This is a genomic window from Alteromonas sp. ABH4_457 (genome assembly GCF_056160625.1).
In genome coordinates this window covers 305710-323298 of sequence record NZ_JBSWXN010000003.1, presented here as the reverse complement: position 1 = coordinate 323298, position 17589 = coordinate 305710, and the positions used below count along the sequence as shown (strand labels likewise).

The 17589-nt window shown below is 48.6% G+C and carries 21 protein-coding genes; 14 read left to right on the top strand and 7 right to left on the bottom strand.

The window, feature by feature from the left end:
• Positions 1–92: 92 nt before the first annotated feature.
• From ACXAGR_RS07950 to ACXAGR_RS07935, 4 genes are read left to right on the top strand one after another with little or no spacing between them, the layout of a single operon-like run.
• Positions 93–905, top strand: a complete 813-nt coding sequence (locus tag ACXAGR_RS07950) for a hypothetical protein (RefSeq protein ID WP_474843928.1) — start codon at positions 93–95, stop codon at positions 903–905.
• Positions 906–914: 9 nt separating this feature from the next.
• On the top strand, positions 915–1952 hold the full coding sequence (locus ACXAGR_RS07945; protein WP_474849189.1) for an extracellular solute-binding protein: 1038 nt from the start codon (positions 915–917) through the stop codon (positions 1950–1952).
• The gene (locus ACXAGR_RS07940; protein WP_474843926.1) at positions 1949–3469 is read left to right on the top strand and encodes an ABC transporter permease; all 1521 of its coding nucleotides are present in this window, start codon (positions 1949–1951) and stop codon (positions 3467–3469) included. Before ACXAGR_RS07945 ends, ACXAGR_RS07940 begins: the two co-directional genes overlap by 4 nt.
• Positions 3469–4479, top strand: coding sequence for an ABC transporter ATP-binding protein (locus tag ACXAGR_RS07935; protein WP_474849187.1), 1011 nt, complete (start codon positions 3469–3471; stop codon positions 4477–4479). The genes ACXAGR_RS07940 and ACXAGR_RS07935 overlap by 1 nt, the downstream gene beginning before the upstream one ends.
• Before the next feature lie 85 nt (positions 4480–4564).
• On the opposite strand, the gene ACXAGR_RS07930 is transcribed toward ACXAGR_RS07935, so the two are convergent.
• The 5 genes from ACXAGR_RS07930 to ACXAGR_RS07910 form a co-directional block, all read right to left on the bottom strand.
• Complete coding sequence (locus tag ACXAGR_RS07930) at positions 4565–5593, bottom strand: methionine synthase (protein WP_474849185.1); 1029 nt, start codon at positions 5591–5593, stop codon at positions 4565–4567.
• 24 nt (positions 5594–5617) lie between these two features.
• Positions 5618–6604 (bottom strand): DUF1852 domain-containing protein, encoded by a 987-nt coding sequence (locus tag ACXAGR_RS07925; protein WP_474849183.1) that lies wholly within the window; start codon positions 6602–6604, stop codon positions 5618–5620.
• Positions 6605–6774: 170 nt separating this feature from the next.
• Positions 6775–8388 carry a PepSY-associated TM helix domain-containing protein gene (locus ACXAGR_RS07920; protein WP_474849181.1) on the bottom strand — a complete coding sequence of 538 codons (1614 nt, stop codon included), beginning with the start codon at positions 8386–8388 and terminating at the stop codon, positions 6775–6777.
• A complete protein-coding gene (locus ACXAGR_RS07915; protein WP_119499643.1) occupies positions 8385–8684 on the bottom strand; it encodes a hypothetical protein in 300 nt (99 codons plus the stop codon). The genes ACXAGR_RS07920 and ACXAGR_RS07915 overlap by 4 nt, the downstream gene beginning before the upstream one ends.
• A 1-nt stretch (position 8685) precedes the next feature.
• Positions 8686–8949 (bottom strand): hypothetical protein, encoded by a 264-nt coding sequence (locus tag ACXAGR_RS07910; protein ID WP_474849179.1) that lies wholly within the window; start codon positions 8947–8949, stop codon positions 8686–8688.
• A 202-nt stretch (positions 8950–9151) separates the two neighbouring features.
• Between ACXAGR_RS07910 and ACXAGR_RS07905 the strand changes: the two genes are divergently transcribed.
• The 7 genes from ACXAGR_RS07905 (at position 9152) to ACXAGR_RS07875 (ending at position 12837) form a co-directional block, all read left to right on the top strand.
• Entirely contained in the window at positions 9152–10354 is a 1203-nt protein-coding gene (locus ACXAGR_RS07905; RefSeq protein ID WP_474843913.1) for a putative manganese transporter, read from the top strand.
• Between the two features lie 138 nt (positions 10355–10492).
• The gene (locus tag ACXAGR_RS07900; protein WP_119499646.1) at positions 10493–10846 is read left to right on the top strand and encodes a hypothetical protein; all 354 of its coding nucleotides are present in this window, start codon (positions 10493–10495) and stop codon (positions 10844–10846) included.
• A gap of 10 nt (positions 10847–10856) precedes the next feature.
• Positions 10857–11303, top strand: a complete 447-nt coding sequence (locus ACXAGR_RS07895; RefSeq protein WP_474849177.1) for a hypothetical protein — start codon at positions 10857–10859, stop codon at positions 11301–11303.
• 18 nt (positions 11304–11321) lie between these two features.
• Positions 11322–11534 carry a hypothetical protein gene (locus ACXAGR_RS07890; protein WP_474843909.1) on the top strand — a complete coding sequence of 71 codons (213 nt, stop codon included), beginning with the start codon at positions 11322–11324 and terminating at the stop codon, positions 11532–11534.
• A gap of 2 nt (positions 11535–11536) precedes the next feature.
• Positions 11537–12019 carry a superoxide dismutase, Ni gene (gene sodN / locus ACXAGR_RS07885; RefSeq protein WP_474843907.1) on the top strand — a complete coding sequence of 161 codons (483 nt, stop codon included), beginning with the start codon at positions 11537–11539 and terminating at the stop codon, positions 12017–12019.
• Entirely contained in the window at positions 12019–12303 is a 285-nt protein-coding gene (locus ACXAGR_RS07880) for a S26 family signal peptidase (RefSeq protein ID WP_474843905.1), read from the top strand. The genes sodN and ACXAGR_RS07880 overlap by 1 nt, the downstream gene beginning before the upstream one ends.
• Before the next feature lie 288 nt (positions 12304–12591).
• On the top strand, positions 12592–12837 hold the full coding sequence (locus ACXAGR_RS07875; RefSeq protein WP_474843903.1) for a DUF2442 domain-containing protein: 246 nt from the start codon (positions 12592–12594) through the stop codon (positions 12835–12837).
• Positions 12838–12880: 43 nt separating this feature from the next.
• Here the strand turns inward: ACXAGR_RS07875 and ACXAGR_RS07870 are convergent, their stop codons facing one another.
• Both ACXAGR_RS07870 and ACXAGR_RS07865 read right to left on the bottom strand, forming a co-directional pair.
• Complete coding sequence (locus tag ACXAGR_RS07870) at positions 12881–14263, bottom strand: class II fumarate hydratase (protein ID WP_474849175.1); 1383 nt, start codon at positions 14261–14263, stop codon at positions 12881–12883.
• Between the two features lie 10 nt (positions 14264–14273).
• Complete coding sequence (locus tag ACXAGR_RS07865; RefSeq protein WP_303573418.1) at positions 14274–14609, bottom strand: hypothetical protein; 336 nt, start codon at positions 14607–14609, stop codon at positions 14274–14276.
• 141 nt (positions 14610–14750) lie between these two features.
• On the opposite strand from ACXAGR_RS07865, the gene azu reads away from it, so the two are divergent.
• The 3 genes from azu (at position 14751) to ACXAGR_RS07850 (ending at position 17570) form a co-directional block, all read left to right on the top strand.
• Positions 14751–15194, top strand: coding sequence for an azurin (azu, locus tag ACXAGR_RS07860; RefSeq protein WP_119499654.1), 444 nt, complete (start codon positions 14751–14753; stop codon positions 15192–15194).
• 155 nt (positions 15195–15349) lie between these two features.
• On the top strand, positions 15350–16249 hold the full coding sequence (locus ACXAGR_RS07855; protein WP_474843899.1) for a LysR family transcriptional regulator: 900 nt from the start codon (positions 15350–15352) through the stop codon (positions 16247–16249).
• Positions 16250–16340: 91 nt separating this feature from the next.
• The gene (locus ACXAGR_RS07850; protein WP_474849173.1) at positions 16341–17570 is read left to right on the top strand and encodes an amidohydrolase family protein; all 1230 of its coding nucleotides are present in this window, start codon (positions 16341–16343) and stop codon (positions 17568–17570) included.
• Positions 17571–17589: the final 19 nt, after the last annotated feature.

Here is a 17589-nt window from a genome sequence, read left to right as displayed (position 1 = left end):
TGTTTGACTGTTATAACACATAACGTCTATGGCTTTACTTGCCAATTGATAATAAGTATCATTTTCAAAAAATGAACATTTAAGGATTAATCATGACTTTCTCAGGATCAACCCGTTGTAAAATTGCCTTAGTGCTGGCACTTTCTACCGGCAGTTTTTCTTCTCAGGTATCAGCAAATGGTGCTATCGGTGATCACGTAAATAACCTTCACGCGCACCTGGGCGAATACTCAGAAGAAGTGCAGTGGCTGGAAGATAAATTTGGTGCCGTCGTTGATGCCTACGAAAAGCAGGGCAAAGGAAAAGTCGATACTGACGTTATGATTGAGTACTGGGAAGAAGTAGATTTCCATTCAGCCATTGAGACACAGTATGTGCCTGTTTACGCCACAATCTGGCAAGGCATTTACGGTGTAAAAACAGCCATCGATAGCGGGGCCGCTACGACAGCCGTCCGTGCTGAAGAGGCAAAACTGGTACATGCCCTCTGGCAGGGCCTGGGGGCGGTAAAACTGGCCTCTCAATATCAGAAAAAAGGGCTTATCGAGCAGGTTCAGACCACCGAAGCTGAACCGACAACGCCAACAGAAGTCATTGATGACATCAAAGTACGTCTTGACCGCGTAGTAGCAAAGTATGCAGAACAGTTGTCTGAAGTGGCAACCACACTGGTGTTTGATACCTACCTGCAACGTTTTGAAGGTATTGAAGGTGCGCTAATTGAATTGGATGCGCCACTGGTTGAAGATCTTGAGAAAGATTTTAACGTATCTTTACCGCAAGCTATCGAGCAAGACAAAGGCGTGGATGCAGTGCGTGAAGTTGTCAACGCCATGCAGGTTAAGTTAGATAAAGCCTATGCGTTGCTGGCAGAAGCAGAAAAAAATCGTAAGAGCGTGTTTTAAGGAATCACTATGCAACGCAGAACATTCGTCCGGGGCCTGGGACTGGCTGGTTTAGCTGGCGGTCTCGGGCTGTTACCCGGCATGTCCTTCGCTAATCCGGCAACCGCGGTATCTGTTGATTCACTGCCAAAATTGAAAGGCGACCTCACGCTTTATCTTGGCAGAGGCGAGGGCGGACTTTACGAAAATGTCCTTGAAGCGATCAAGAAAAAGAACCCGGAACTGAATTTACAAATTCGTCGCGGTGCGACGGCCGAGCTGGCCAATATGCTGGTCGCCGAAGCTAAAGCCGGCGTGAAACGGGCGGATTTGTTCTGGGCAGTAGATACCGGTTCTATTGGTATGATTACTGATCAGGGGCTGGCAAAGCCCCTGCCAGACGACATGGTCAATCAGCTGAAACCGGGTTTTCAGTACCCTATGTGGTCGCCGGTAACCGGACGTATCCGCACTTTACCTTTTAATACTGAGCGGGTGAGTGCAGACCAGATCCCTGACAGTGTGATGGCCCTTGCCGACACAGATTTGAAACTGGGCTGGGCACCTGCATACGCCTCTTTTCAGTCATTTGTCACCGCAATGCGCATTCTCGAAGGTGAGAAAGCAACGGCCAACTGGCTGAAAGGTGTGAATAGCCGGGCGAAGAAATATGCCGGTGAACTCGGTGTGGTGATGGGGGTTGAGCGTGGTGAGGTGGACCTGGGCTTTGCCAATCACTACTACACGTTAAGGCTTAAGTCCGGCAAGCCGGATGCCACCGTAGATATTGCCTACACAAAAGGTGATGCGGGGTGCCTGGTGAATGCCTCCGGCATTATTTCGCTCACTGAAGGTGATTTACCGGTAAACTTTATCCGTTACCTGCTGACCAGAGAAGTGCAATCTTATCTGGCGTCTGAAGCCTATGAAATTCCACTGGTCGGCGGCGTAGCGCCGCCTGATGGTCTCACGCCTCTGAGCAGTATTTCTCCTCCTGATTTGGATCTTCGTAAGTTAGCTGATATAAGACCGACATTAGACTTAATGAGGAATGTTGGCGTTCTGTGAAAAACCTGCCTAAATCGTACCCCTTTGCAATCATCATTGCGGTGATTGCAATTTTACCCGTCGGGGTTTTATTTTCCCTTGCCTCTGATGATGCTGCGTTTTTTGATACCAGAAATATCACTGTATTAATGAATACGCTGGCATTGATGGGGCTCACGGTGGCAGGGGCTGTGATGGTCGGGGTGCCCCTGGCGTTACTCACAGCATATGTCAGTTTGCCTTTAAAGCGGTTGTGGCTAATTTTATTTGCAGCACCGCTGGCTATGCCAAGTTACCTCGGCGCATTTACCCTCTATTTTTCTTTCGGCCGGGGCGGCGAAATCGAGAGCTTTACCGGTTTGACCATGCCATCCCTGGAAGGACTGTGGGGGGCAGGGCTGGTCATGACGTTGTACACTTATCCGTTTGTGATGATGACCACCCGTTCCGCGCTGCTCAGCCTTGATGCCAGCCAGATAAACGCTGCCCGTACATTAGGATTATCATTAACTGCCAGTATCTGGCGCATCGTTTTGCCACGGGTCGTAAACAGTATTGCCGCCGGGGCATTGCTGGCGGCGCTGTATGCGCTATCGGATTTCGGGACGCCGGCAATCATGGGGCTGGATACATTTACCCGGGTAATATTCGTGGAATACAACGCCTTTGGTCTCAGTCAGGCAGCCATGCTATCGCTGCAGTTAATGCTGATAGTCGTGCTTATTCTCTTCATCGAATCTCAAATCCGTGGTGCTAAAGAACGACCGGGCAAACACATTCAAATACATGTTCATCCGGCGAAAAGTCTTGGTTTTGTGAGTCTGTTCTCACCGGTTATTCTGTTGTCTCTGGTTCTGCCTCTTGGTATTTTTGTGCTGTGGCTGGCCCGGGAGGGAGCTGAAGGCTTTGATATTACCTATGCATGGAATTCCGCCTACGCCTCCATGATGGCCGCGGTTGTCGCAGTCATTCTGGCGATTCCCGTTGCCCATGCCGCTATTGCCGGCCGGGTAGGGCGATTCTTTGAGCGAATAACGTATTTTGGATTCGGTGTCCCCGGCATTGTAATGGGCACAGCGCTGGTTTATCTCGGATTACAAATTCCGGTACTGTATCAGACGCTGGGCTTGCTGGTGATTGCCTATGTATTGCGCTTTTTGCCGCTGGCTGTGAGTACAGTTCGCAGTACTACTGAGAATCAGGATGGTGGCCTGGTAAACGCTGCGCGGGTACTGGGGGCTTCGCCCAGAGAAGCGTTTTTCCGTATTACCTTACCTCTGACTGCGCGGGGCATGATTGCAGGTGCCGCATTGGTTTTCCTTGAAGTGATGCGTGAATTACCGGCAACATTGATGCTCGGGCCTACAGGTTTTGAAACGTTAGCAACGTACCTGTGGCGTGTTTATGAAGCTGGCTATTTCGGACGTGCAGCCGTACCTGGTTTATGTCTGGTGTTTATTTCCGGGCTCGGGTTAATCCTGATGCTTACCGGCGAGCGAAAAGCAGAATTTTCAGTTAATGAGAGTCAACATTCCTGATGCTAGAAGTTAATGGTTTATCAGTCGATTATGGATCTAATCGAGTAGTGCGAAATTTAGATCTTAAGCTTAACGAAAGCGAGATCTTAATGTTAGTCGGGCCCACCGGTTGTGGAAAAACGACAGTTTTACAAGCACTCGCGGGTTTGATTCCCGTAACTGAAGGGAAAATTGCTCAGGGTGGATGGGTTTCCACGCCAGAAAAATCGGTACCACCGGAAAAACGCAACGTGGGGATGGTGTTCCAGGACTTTGCACTCTTTCCCCATCTCACCGTAGAGCAAAATGTTCAGTTCAGATTGAAAGACAATATGTTGGCTGATCACTGGTTGGAATTACTGGGACTGAGTGACTTCCGGCACGCTAAGCCAGCACGGTTATCCGGTGGACAAAAGCAGCGGGTAGCATTGGCCAGAACGCTGGCACATGAGCCTGCTTATGTATTACTCGACGAACCGCTCTCCAATTTGGATGCCGCATTAAAAGACAGCTTACGATGGGATATTCGTGATGCCCTCAAAAAGGCGGGTGTATCGGCAATTTGGGTAACCCACGATCAGGATGAAGCCCTGTCGGTCGGTGACAGAGTGGGGATCTTAAATAAAGGTGTACTTGAACAACTGGATACACCTGAGCAGTGTTTTGAAAAGCCGGCCAGTAAATTTGTTGCACGTTTTCTTGGTGAAGCCAGTTTTCTCAAAGGGCGTATTTCCGGCAATGAAGTAGAAACCGCTATCGGCAGCGCACCGGTTTATTCTGCTGACAATCAGCAAGAATTAGTGGAGTTGCTGGTAAGGCCCGACGATGTGATTATTACCGAAAAGCCGGAGCAGGCAAACGCGACGGTGTTACGCAGCCGCTTTGAAGGTGGCAGCAGATTATTGTTCGCTGCGCTGGATTCGGGGGAAACTGTGAGTGCCAGAGTGTCTCATGAATTGAAAGTAATGCCGGAGCAGCGGGTATTACTCACCTTGCAATCCGCCCACCCGTTATCAGCATTTAATTTATAAGTCTCGCCGGCCGGGCAAAAAATATATCGGAAGCACATTACCGGTTAATACGGTTAATGTGCTTCAATCCCCAAGAAAACAGATATTAAGCAGATAGCTCTTTTCTGACAATATCAGCGCCCGCTGCCAGGGCCTCAAGCTTACCCCTCGCAATGTCCCGGGAAAGAGGAGCCATGCCGCAGTTGGTACAAGGATAAAGCTTGTCCGCATCAACGTATTTCAGTGCTTCCCGGATAGTCGCTGCCACTTCTTCTGCCGTTTCAATTTCCGGGGTAGCCACATCAATGGCGCCAACCATGACTTTCTTACCCTTAAGTAACTCAAGGACTTCAAATGGCACACGCCCGTTGTGGCACTCCAGTGAAATAATGTCGATGCTTGATTGCTGAATGGCAGGGAACGTTTTTTCATAATGACGCCACTCTGCACCGAGAGTTTTTTTCCAGTCTGTATTGGCTTTAATGCCGTAGCCATAACAAATGTGAACGGCAGTCTCGCATTTTAAACCTTCACAGGCTTTTTCCAGCGCTTCGATTCCCCACTCATTAACTTCATCGAGGAACACGTTAAAGGCAGGCTCATCAAACTGAATAATATTCACGCCTGCGGCTTCAAGCTCTTTAGCTTCTTCATTCAACGCTTTTGCGAATTCGAAAGCTAACGTTTTACGATCTTTATAATAATCATCATAGAGCGTATCAACCATGGTCATCGGACCGGGAAGTGCCCACTTGATGGGGCGATCGGTTTGCGCCCGCAGGAACTTAGCATCGTCAATGAACACAGGTTTCTGGCGGCTTACCGGGCCGACGATCCCGGGCACGCTGGCATCGTAGCGGTTACGAATTCTGACTGTCTTTTTATTTTCAAAGTCAACGCCGCTTAAGTTTTCAATAAAGGTTGTGACAAAGTGCTGACGGGTCTGTTCACCGTCACTGACAATATCGATACCTGATTTTTCCTGTTCTTGCAGCGTCACCCTAAGGGCATCGTTTTTACCTGCAGCGAGGGCTTCTCCCTCAAGTTTCCATGGAGACCAGAGCTGTTCAGGTTGCGCCAGCCACGATGGTTTTGGCAGACTTCCGGCGGTGGAGGTCGGGAATAATTTTGTCATTGTAATACTACCTGTACCTTAAAATCAGATTGCTGACGCAGTAACGCCGGTGGCCCATTGCTGAAGCGTATTTTGATGTTTCTGAATGAAGTTTTCTTCGCACCATTTACCCTGCTCGATGGCAAGGCGGGCACGTTCTTCTTTGTCGTACACCACCTGAGTAACGGAATAATCGTGATTTCTTAAACTTGGCTTGTACACTTCACCGGCGACAGAATTCGTGTTGTAGATTTCCGGACGATAAATCTTCTGGAAGGTTTCCATGGTGCTCAGCGTGCTGATGAGCTCCAGTAAGCTGTAGTCGTTCAACAGATCGCCGAAGAAAAAGAACGCATAGGGCGCTGAGCTGTTAACAGGCATAAAATAACGAACTTTCATGCCCATGGTTCTGAAATACTGCTCCGTTAACGATGTTTCATCAGGTTTATATTCCGTGCCTAACACCGGGTGCTGATTACTGGTACGGTGATAGGTTTTGTTGTCTGAAACACTCAGGCAGATCACTGGCGGTTTACTGAAGTTCTCTTTGTAAGCGCCGGAACTGATGAAGTCCTGAAACATTTTTCCGTGTAGTTCACCATAGTTATCCGGTACAGAGAAATGGTCTTTTCCCTCATTGTGCTTGCGTAACACCACACTGAAATCGTAGTCGCGCACATAAGACGAGAAATTGTTACCCACAATGCCTTCAATACGTTTATTCGTATAATGATCGACAACGCTGGTTTTCAATACTTCAATCGTCGGGAAGGTCTCACCATTGCCTTCAACATCAACGTCGACATGCACGATATCGAGTTCAACGGAATAACGGTCTTTTTTAGGGTTATCCCAGTGTGCCAGACTATTGAAGTTGTTATTTATCATGTTAATTGCTTTGCGCAGGTTTTCCTGGCGGGCTTCACCACGGGCCAGGTTTGCAAAGTTCGTGGTAAGACGTGTTTCGTCCGCAGGAGAGTAGTGCTCATCAAAGCGAACGGTCTTAATGGAATAAGTGAAATCGCTACTCATAATAGTCTGGTGCCCCATGCTCAAAACAAAAACTAACATTTAATGTGTTGAGCTGATTGTAGGGCGAGTAAACTATGATGAATATTGATATTAATTAATGGTTGTATGAGCCGTTTTCATGGTTTGGGGGCGTGACCCGAATTGCCGCTGTTTTTCAATAGTCATGGCTATCATTCCGTCACTATTTTGCCAGACGCGGAAGGCGAATCAACGGAAGCGTCTTTTATATACCAGATGCTATTTTTCTCTCCCCGTAAAGCCCGCGCACGGGTCTTCAAAGCACCTTTAAAAAATACATAAGCGAAGATACAGGCTGTCGCTTCAATCCACAGGTTACTGGCTGTGAGCCGCCACGATACTGCGGGTAAAACGAGACTGATAAGCGTAGTGACAGGAATACAAGCACAACATAAACTCAACAAGAGTTGCAAATGAATGGCGCTGCGTGCAGCACCTTTCAGGAAGCTGTAGGCCAACGCCAGCAGGAACACAGTGAAATAAACCCAAAGGTATGACTGATTTACCGGCTGTCCGAATATGTACATCCATTTTGAAGAAAGTAATGTTGCTGCCACGCCCAGCATTGACCCCACGCACACACCAACAGTGAGGTTTGCCATGACCGCGTTAGATGTGGATTGCACTGCCTGCTTCTTTCGTCTCTTTTCCAGCCACAGTAAATTTCCTGTGTAGAACAATGCTGCACCCATCAGGCCTAAAAAGAAGTATACCCAGCGGCCAAACGTACCTGCAAAGTTACCAAAATGCAGCGCAAATAAGCTTTTTACCAGCGGCCAGTATCCGCCATTTTCATCACTGCTGAGTGTGGAGTAGGTAACTTGTTGTGTGAAAGGGTGCATTAAGATCACGTCAGAATCGGCAGTACGCTGGAGCACACCTTCCCCTGCAACATCAATGCGTACAGATGCTCTTTCTGTATCCAGATTTGAAAAGCTGAGTTGTTTGACCCGGTACCCTGTTGTGGTTTCATTCACCTTCTGTATGAAACTGGACATCGGCGGTAAGGCAGAAAGCGGGTAGACGTCAGAAGACTGACCGCCGCGCTGAAACATGGGCTCATCGCCATAAATGTAGTCCAGTCCGTCGTAGATGATGTCATGAAAAGCAAACACTACCACAGTCCAGGCAATGATCAGGTGGAAGGGCAGGCTGGTGATGCCGAGCAGATTATGGGTGTCGAGCCAGAAACGGCTGGCTCCTTTCTTCTGGCGAAGCGAGAAGAAGCTTTTCACCAGTGTTGGCAGCAGAAAGATAACCCCCGATACCAGCGCAACAAAGTAGAGTGCAGAGGCAATGCCCATTATCACCACGCCAAGATCTTCGTGTCCGACTTTACCGGGAATGCCTGCGGTTCTGTGCAGTTGATCAATCAGATCTCCGAGCACATTTTGTTCGCTGACGCTGGAGTACACTTCACCATGTTCGTTTAACGAGGCACTGAGAATCACACTGTTCAGAGAGATACCCCTTCCACCACCCTGTTCATACCAGAAAAGCGGAGATTGATTTTCTTCAAGGCTGACAGTAAAACCTTTGACAACATTTTTATGCGCCGCTGCGGCCTGTTGAATCAACGTATCATATTCATTCAGTTCTACCTGAGGTAAATGCGTATCAGCGGGTATAGCCCATTCTGTAATGGGGGCTTTGAACATGGTCAGTGCACCGGCGAAAAAGGCAATAAAGAGTACAAGGCCCGATGTTATACCTGTCCAGGTATGTACAGATTGATAGATACGGATAATGTCGCTGCGGATTTTCATACTGCGCTCCTGAGTAAGGCAAAAAGACCCCAGCAAGCCAGGTTTGCTGCTCCGAGCCAAAGAAAGGCACTGCGGCCAGATTTAAACAGAAAACCAAATGCCACGATTATCAACCAGATGAAGGGGACCATCCACATGGTAAACTGGTCCTTATTAACGGCACCGATCCCGCCCGGGCCATACCAGGCGAATAGTCCCATAATTGCGAAGGATAAAGTCAGGCCAAGTAAGCAGCAGGCAATACTCTTACTCCACCAGTCGGTACGGATTTTTTGTTCTTGCTTAAGCCTGCTCATATCACGTTACCTTTCCCGCTTTAAATAACGTCATAACAGGCACAATGACGGACAGCACCGCTAGCAGAAGAGCCCAGGTAAATATGGCTGCGGCGACAGTCATGATTTGTAACCAGATCACCAGGGAAGCGCCGAGGAAAATATAGCCGGCGTACCTGAAAGCGGGACCTCCCTGCGAAGACGCAAACCGCTGGTTTTTATTGAAAAAGTACAGTAAGGCCATTCCCGCCAGCGCAGTGAGAAAGGCAACTAAGGAGAAAAGCATGAATGTCGGTCCCTGAAATCTTATGCAAAATAAACTAAAGTCTAATTTGTAATGATAATGATTTTCACTCATCTAGTACAGATTGAATTTATGCTAATGAGAATGATTTTTATTTGAGTTTTATCTCAGCTGATCCTATGATTCTATTCAGGGGTAATCCATATCAATGGGTTAAATTGTGGGCAGGCTTTTGAGAAGCAAAATGAATGAATCTGTTTCTACAATGCAAACGATGCGTATTGCACTGAAATCACACGGTTGGCTTGTGAACAAGCGTCTGTTTCTGCCTGTTATTCTGCTTTCTTTTTTATGGTGGCCTTTCAGCCGTGAAACGACTCAGCAGGTTCTTGCTGACGCGTTCTTTCAGGTGGGGGCTTTTGTTTACGCATCTCTGGCGTTGTATTACCTGTGTACATTACGGGTGCCCGCAGAGACCATCAGCCGGTTCATTGCCCGCCATCCGTTTTATGAAGTCTTCATTGCCGCTTTTCTGGGGGCTTTACCCGGCTGCGGTGGCGCAATCATTGTTGTTACTCAATACACAAGAGGGGTAGCAAGCTTCGGTTCCGTTGTGGCAGTGCTCACCAGTACAATGGGTGATGCGGCATTCTTACTGTTGGCCCGGCAGCCGGCAGATGGTCTCACAGTGATGGCCGTCGGCATGGTGGTGGGGTCACTTACCGGAATCATTGTTAACCGTTTTCACAACTACCGGCCTAAACTTATTGAAGATGAGTTCAGCAGTCCTCAGGACGACAGTCACACTTCTGCGTCCATGAGAGTAAGCAAAGCACTGACCGGGCTGGCAACACGTTTCTGGCTGGTGATCAGTATTCCTGCTCTGCTTATCGCCATGGCTTTGGCGCTGCAAATTAGTCCTGCGGACTATTTACCTGTTTCTGAGCAACAACTCATCCTGTCAGGCGCTGTTCTCGCAATTGTGAGTGTTACGCTCTGGGCTACGGGAAGTGTGGGCACGGGATATTCCTCATTAACCAGTGAAGATCCGGGGTCACAGCCCCCTGACTGGAAACGAAAGGCTGCACTGGACACGCAATTCGTGCTGGTATGGGTGATCATGGCGTTCATGCTTTTTGAGATCAGTATGCTGGTCTTCGGTGTAGATTTAGTCGATGTATTTCAGTCTATGGGGGCAAGTGCCGTAGCACTGGCTATCCTCATCGGCTTCTTACCCGGTTGTGGTCCGCAAATACTTGTTACCACGCTGTACCTCAATGGCGCACTGCCGTTTTCTGCGCAACTGGGTAACGCAATCAGTAACGACGGAGACGCGCTGTTTCCGGCTATTGCGCTTTCTCCCCGCGCTGCGCTGCTGGCAACGCTCTATTCCGGCATACCGGCTTTCCTGGTGGGTTTCGGATATTACTTCCTGTTTGAGCTCTGATCCCAGGCGCTCAGCAGAGATATAAAATTTACCATCAAATAGTAACAATTATCATTTGCATTATTATCCATTCGCATCTAAGGTAGACTTAAGAAAACGGGAAATCACCTAATCTTGTTCACCGTAGAGGATGTCATTATGGATATTACCTTCCTGTGTCCAAAACATACTGAATGGGTGTACAGCCACCCGGAACAGGCTGTGCACTTTCTGGCAAGAGATGAATATCAGGGCTCAATGTTATATGCCGATGGCCAGTACAGAGAGGCTATTGCCTATCTTGGGTGTGCGTTTGATATTGCAGCCATTTTGCTGGAAGTGGACGGGGGAGATAATGACGCCATGCGACTGAAGCTGGAGTCGCTCGGTGACTTGCTTAGCGATGCATATTTCAAGCTCGGATTGGTTCATTATAAGAGCGCCATTGAAATACGGGCTGCCGGACTGCTTTCAACCATGCCTTATTACAATGTGGCGGTGCTGCATGCCTGATGGCGAGGTTATGAATAAAGAATGTCATGCTCATTACGTTATCTGGGAGCGTGTCATTAAAGACGGAAACAGAGACTTTGACGCGGATGTTTTCGAAGGTGCGCGGCTTAAGTATTTACGCGCAGTCGAATTAGCCGTTGCCATGGTCGAAAGCGAACCCTGCATCCGGCCTGCCATCGGTGCATTGCTGGTGAGCTATCACAATCTGGCCGATCTTTACGAGCGGCACGGCTATCTGCTCTTCGCTCTGAATGCGCTGACCAGCGTGTTTCAGCATGTTGAACATCTTCAAAGGGCGAATCCTGCAGAAACAGCGCCCATCTGGGGCAAGCGCATTGCCTCAGAACAACTCTACCTGTTTAAAAAGCGACACGGCGAAGCGGAAGAATTTCAGAGACCTGCTTTCATCGCCATAAAACCTGACGACATCAGTACCCACCAAAGGTCTCTACATTAATTAACAAGGAGCATCCGCATGTTAAGACACCTGTCTTTTAAGCTTCAACTGGCGTTATCGCTGGTTCTGTTCAGCCCTTTTTTATGGGCACACCCCGGCCATGATCACGCCCACTGGACGAGTACAGTTCTTCATGTTCTGTTTTATGCTTCCATTGCCGCAGCGGCCGCAGCATGTGCCTTTGCGATTTACAAAGTCGTCAAGCGCCAGTCGTTAACGCAGGGAGATTAATCATGTTCCATAAGTTGCTTGAAAAAGTGGATGCTCTGGTCAATTTTGAGCGCGCCAGTGCCCACTGTGATATTCCCTGCAAAATTTATGATCCCGTCAGCGCACAGCTGGCTGCGCTGAGTGTTATCCGCTTTGCTGATCTGATTGAAGAGTTAAACGGTGAAAATCCGGCTCAGCTTGTTCGACTTGTACGTGAAAAAGAAATACATGCGGAAAAGGTAAAACAGGAAATCAGAGTGATCTGGGGTGACTATTTTAAAGCACCACAAATTGAAAAATTTCCTGATGTTCATGAACTGGCACACAAAATCATGATGGCCGGTTCTGCCTGTAAGCAACATACCAGTCGCGACAAAGGTGTGGAGCTGCTTAATCTGGTCAATCAGTTTGCGGAATACTTCTGGGCTTCCAAAGATATTGCAACCTACACAGCTACGTGCCCGTATCCGCCTGCAGAGCAAGTGGTCTATCCTAAACTTGCCTGATGCTGAAACTTCTCGTCGTTGATGGCCGCAGCATGGAGCCGGCACTGAGTGCCGGTACGTTCGTGCTGGTGCGCCATCTTTTCTGGCGACTCCCCCGCATTAACGACATTGTCGCTTTTCGTTGTCAGTCCCGCGGCCTGCTTATCAAAAGGGTTATTTCTGTGGAACCTGAACTCGGGCTCTATCTCGGTGGCGACAATATTGCTGAATCAATCACTTCTGAACAAATAGGCTGGGTAAAACCGGCAGATATCATTGGCAAAGTTCTGTGGCGCAGCCGCTGAGTATTGCTGTACGAAAGGATTAAATAAGGACAGGTTTAACAGAAATCCCTTTTATGTATTCTGGTATTTCGTAAATATCGGATTATTCCCCATTCACTTTTATTCTGTTATGCCTGTAATAAGCCATTTTTGCGTTTGACGGTATTATAATAAGTGGCAAGTTGCCGGTTCGTGCGGTAAATATAATTAACGAGTAGATTTCCGCTCACCGGATGGAGTTACTTGACAACTGGCACCGGGCACAGTGTGGTAAGCCGCTCAATAAAATCAAACCGCTGGAGTAACGTTATGCTTCATGTAGTAAGTGCGAAATATCTGGAAGATTTTAAATTGTGGGTATGTTTTAACGACGGAACTGCAGGAGAAGTGGATCTTCGGGGAAAGCTTAGTGGTCCGGTTTTCGATCCCCTAAAGCAAGAAGCCTATTTCGCAAAAGTATTTGTCGATCAGGAATTGGAAACCGTTGCCTGGCCCAACGGAGCAGATTTGGCTCCCGAGTTTCTTAAAGACAACCTTGCTCAGGTTCCATCCTGACCACAGCTTTAATAGACAGCGCCCGTAACGGGCGCTGTGCATTTTATTCTCCGGTATTTTCTGTCAGCTTCATCGGATCCATAAGCTTCATCAGTTCCTCGCGGGGAATGTCTGTCATTTCCTCAGCGACATCTACCACAGGACGCTGCTCTTTGTATGCCTTCTTGGCAATTTCTGCGGCGTTGGCGTAACCGATGACCGGGTTCAGAGCGGTCACCAGAATCGGATTGCGGTGCAGGGCTTTTTCCAGCGTTTCCTGATTTACTGTGAAACCGGCGATGGCTTTGTCAGCCAGAATGGTGGCGCTGTTTGCGATGAGTGTCAGGCTGTTCAGCAGGTTGGACGCAATCACAGGCAGCATCACATTCAGTTCGAAATTACCTGATTGGCCACCAATGGTGATTGCCGCATCGTGGCCAATGACCTGTGCTGCCGCCATTGCAACAGCTTCCGGAATAACCGGGTTAACTTTGCCCGGCATGATAGATGAGCCCGGTTGCAGAGCAGGCAACGCGATTTCACCCAGTCCGGCCAGCGGGCCTGAGTTCATCCAGCGCAGATCGTTGGCTATTTTCATCATTGTCACGGCGGTGGCCTTCAACTGGCCTGAAAGTGAAACGGCGGTGTCCTGGGAGCCAATCAGCGCGAAGAAGTTGTCGCCGGGTTGAAAGTCAATATCCGTAAGAGCAGACAATTCACGGTTAAATGCAAAGGAAAAATCGGGATGAGCATTCACACCGGTACCTACCGCAGTTCCGCCCAGCGCAAGGGTTTGCAGGGCAGGCTGCAGATGCTGAATCGCATTAATCTGTGCGTCAATCTGCGCTTTCCAGCCACCCAGGCTCTGATCCATGCGAACCGGCATGGCATCCATCAGGTGAGTTCTGCCGGTTTTACAATAACCCTTCAGGGTTTGCGCTTTTTCACCGATGGTTTCTGACAGATGCGTCAGCGCCGGAAGCAATACGCGGTGTACCTGAATTGCTGCGCTGACGTGGATAGAGGTAGGGATCACATCGTTGCTGCTCTGACCATAATTCACGTGGTCGTTGGGGTGCACATTAACACTGCCGGCCTTATTCGCCAGAGTGGCAATCACTTCGTTGGCATTCATGTTAGAGCTGGTGCCGGAACCGGTCTGAAACACATCCACCGGGAAATGCTGCATCATCTGATCATCGTTCAGCAAAGTATCACAGGCTTTAACGATGTTGTGGCTGGTGGATGCGTTTATACAGTCTAAAGATAAGTTTGCTTTGGCGGCGGCTTTTTTAATGGTCACCAGCGCTTCAATAAAAGGGCGGGGCATTGGCTGGCCGCTCACCGGAAAATTATTTACTGCCCGTTGAGTCTGCGCGCCGTAAAGTGCTTTTGCAGGTACCTCAAGTTCACCCATACTGTCTTTTTCGATACGATATTCTGACATGTTGTGTCCTTCACAAAAAATATTGAGCCAGGATGTTCAATTCCCGCCGGAACTGACGGATTAACTGGTCTTCGTCGTCGCAGGTCACCATACGTTGTGCTGCTAACAACGGCCGGTATATCTGGTTAAGGCAGTGGTGCCGCCAGTGCGTCACCACAAAACAGTCGCATACGGTGTCGAGTAACAACCTGGCTGCGTGGATGTACAAACTCACTTTCTCATACGTGGAAAGTAATAAAGAAGATGCATGTTCAATGCGGCGCAAGTAGGTATCGACAAGCAGGGGGCTGTCCGGCTCGTCGCCTTTGCGGATATGACTCTCCAGTTCCAGTAAACCTTTTTGCATAACAAAACCGTACACATAACCAAACAAATTCATTAAACCATAAATGATAATTGTTTTCATTATCATTTTGTTGTGATGCCAGATCTATACAAAAAAGTTAATGTCTGGTAAAACGTAATTGATTAATACAATGGGAAATAAATGATGAAAAAAACGATTGTTGCGATCTCAGTTTTGTTTAGTGGCTTCGCTTTTGGCGAAGAATGTGCGACCACTATCGACAGCACTGATATGATGCAATTCAATAAATCTGAAATGACAGTACCAGCTTCTTGCGACAGCTACACAGTAACGCTGAAGCACACGGGTACATTGCCTAAAGAAGTCATGGGTCACAACTGGGTTTTATCTAAAACTGCAGATGCCCAGGCAGTTGCCGGAGACGGTGTTGCTGCTGGTCTGGCAAACAACTACGTTAAAGCAGGTGACGAGCGTGTTATCGCAATGACCGATGTAATCGGTGGTGGCGAAGAAACAGCCGTTACTTTTGATGTTAAGGCTCTGGCAGCAGGCGAAGACTACACGTTCTTCTGCTCGTTCCCCGGCCACATCGGCGTAATGAAAGGCACGCTTACTGTTAAGTAATCGTCCTGATTGTTGAGAGGAAGGCCACGGTGGCAGCACCGTGGCCTTTTTCATTACCGTTGTTTTTTTAAGCGTGATCGCCGACACTACATCTATTGCTTTTTATTGCCTGAATATAAAAAAGTATAAGTGCACTTAATGCATAGGAGTGAGTCATGCGTATCGATCCCCGCACATTGCGTCTTTTCCTGGCGGTTTGCCGGGAGGGCACCATCAGTGGTGCTGCCCGGGCGGAGCACCTTTCCCAACCATCCGTTTCCGTAGCGATTAATCAGCTGGAACGTGTTCTTGCAACCAAGCTTTTTGAACGTAACCGGCAGGGAATTCTGCTCACCCCGGCAGGGGAAGCCTTGAAGATAAAAGCGCAGGCGGTAGACAGCCTGCTGATCTCTGCGCAGGAAGAAATCAAACTGCTGGCGGAAGATATCGGCGGTCCCCTGAATATTGGCGGAACACCAGGCGCGCTGGCGTCTGTGATGGGGAAGGTGATTAACAGTTTCAGCGAGCAATATCCGAAATTTAATCTGCGAATTATTGAGTGTCACGACGCTAAAGCCCAGCGTCTGCTGAAAAGTTACGAACTGGATGTGGCCATTCTGACGTCAGGTATGACGGACTCGCCGGAAGATTTCTGTGAACTGCCGGTGATGACTGATCCGTTTTCGATTATCGTCGGGCAGGCGAATAAAGATCTTCCCGATATGATGAATCTGAAGCAACTGGCAGCAGCGCGCTGGGTATTACCAGACAAGGTTGGCGGGTTTCGCAGGCAAATTGATGCCTTGTTTATCAACAGTAATGCAGCACTGCCGGGCAATGCTATTTCCTGTGACTCGCTGCTTACTACAAAATCCATTGTGCGCTCGTCAGATTACATCACCATATTGCCTAATGAAGTGGTGAAATCTGAGCTGGAAAACGGCTCTTTACGGGCCATTAAAATTGAAGGAATTGCCTTCCAGCGCAAGGTGGGCCTGTTATGGCTGGCAGAACGAAAGTTACCGGCAATAGCACAGGCATTCATCGACCATACCGTGCAGTGCCTGGATGTATAGTTTTTACCTATATTTAACAAAAAAATAAATATTTGAACAAATAACTGAGAGTGCCAACATAAGCGTATATCCAGAAGAATAGGTGACGCTTATGCGTACAATAATTAATAACGCCAATATCTTCGACGGCAGCGGTAGTGACCTGGTTTCCGGCTCTGTTGCCATTGAAGACAAACGTATTGTTCAAATCAGTGACGCAGCCATTCCTGCTCAGGAAGACGATATTGTTATCGACGCAAAGGGCAAAACGCTCATGCCTGGTATGGTTGAAGCCCATGCTCACCTTACCTGGCCAACGTCGGTGGAAAAATTTGTACCGGGCATGTTCCTTCCCCCTGAGGAACTGGCGCTGACAGCAGCCCGTAATGCCCGTATTCTTCTCGACCATGGCTTTACCAGTGCTTATTCTGCAGGCGCTTTGAGCAAAACCCTGGAAATTTCATTAAATGAACACCTGGTGACCGGTGGATTGCCCGGTCCACGTTTAATTCCTTCCTCTGTAGAGCGCGAGCCGCCCAACGATTCTGAACTCGATCCCGGTCATGTTGAACTGCATTCCCGTGGTCCGGAAGGTGTCAAAGAGTTCGTCAAAGACTGTGCGGATATTGGTGCGAAAGCCATCAAGTTTCTTATTAGCGGCGAAAGCGCACTGAAACCCGGTGCATCGTTGGAGTTGCTGTATACCGAAGAAGAATTAATGGCAGCCGGTGAGCAGGCCAAAGAAAGCAATGTGTGGCTTACCGGTCATGCTCATGCCTGCGATGCGGTGAAATTCGGGATTAAAGCCGGCTTCCGCATTCTGTATCACTGTACCTACGCCGATGATGAAGCCATTGATATGCTGGTGGCGAAGAAAGACGAAATGTTCGTTGCACCTACTATCGGTATTATTCAGGCCACGCTGGATGCAAACCCGCCGCCGCATATGGACATGACCCATATGAAGGAAGATGCTGCCATTGTGCTGTCTAAGCTTAAAGCATTGGTACCTGAGCTGAAAGCGAAAGGTGTAAGAATGCTGCCCGGCGGCGATTACGGATTCCCTTTCAACCCAAACGGCCGCAATGCCCGCGACCTGGAATTATGGGTTGAGCACTTCGGTTATACCCCTGCCGAAACCCTGCACGCAGCCACACAATTAGGTGGTCAGCTGATGGGGATGGGTGACGAGCTTGGTCTGGTAAAAGAAGGTTACCTGGCTGACTTACTGCTGATTGACGGCGACCCCACCAAAGACGTCACCATTATGCAGAACAAGCAAAATATCGCGATGATTATGCAAGAAGGCCGTTTGTACAAAACGCCAGCCCGCGACAGCTAGCCCGCCATAAGGAAATTTA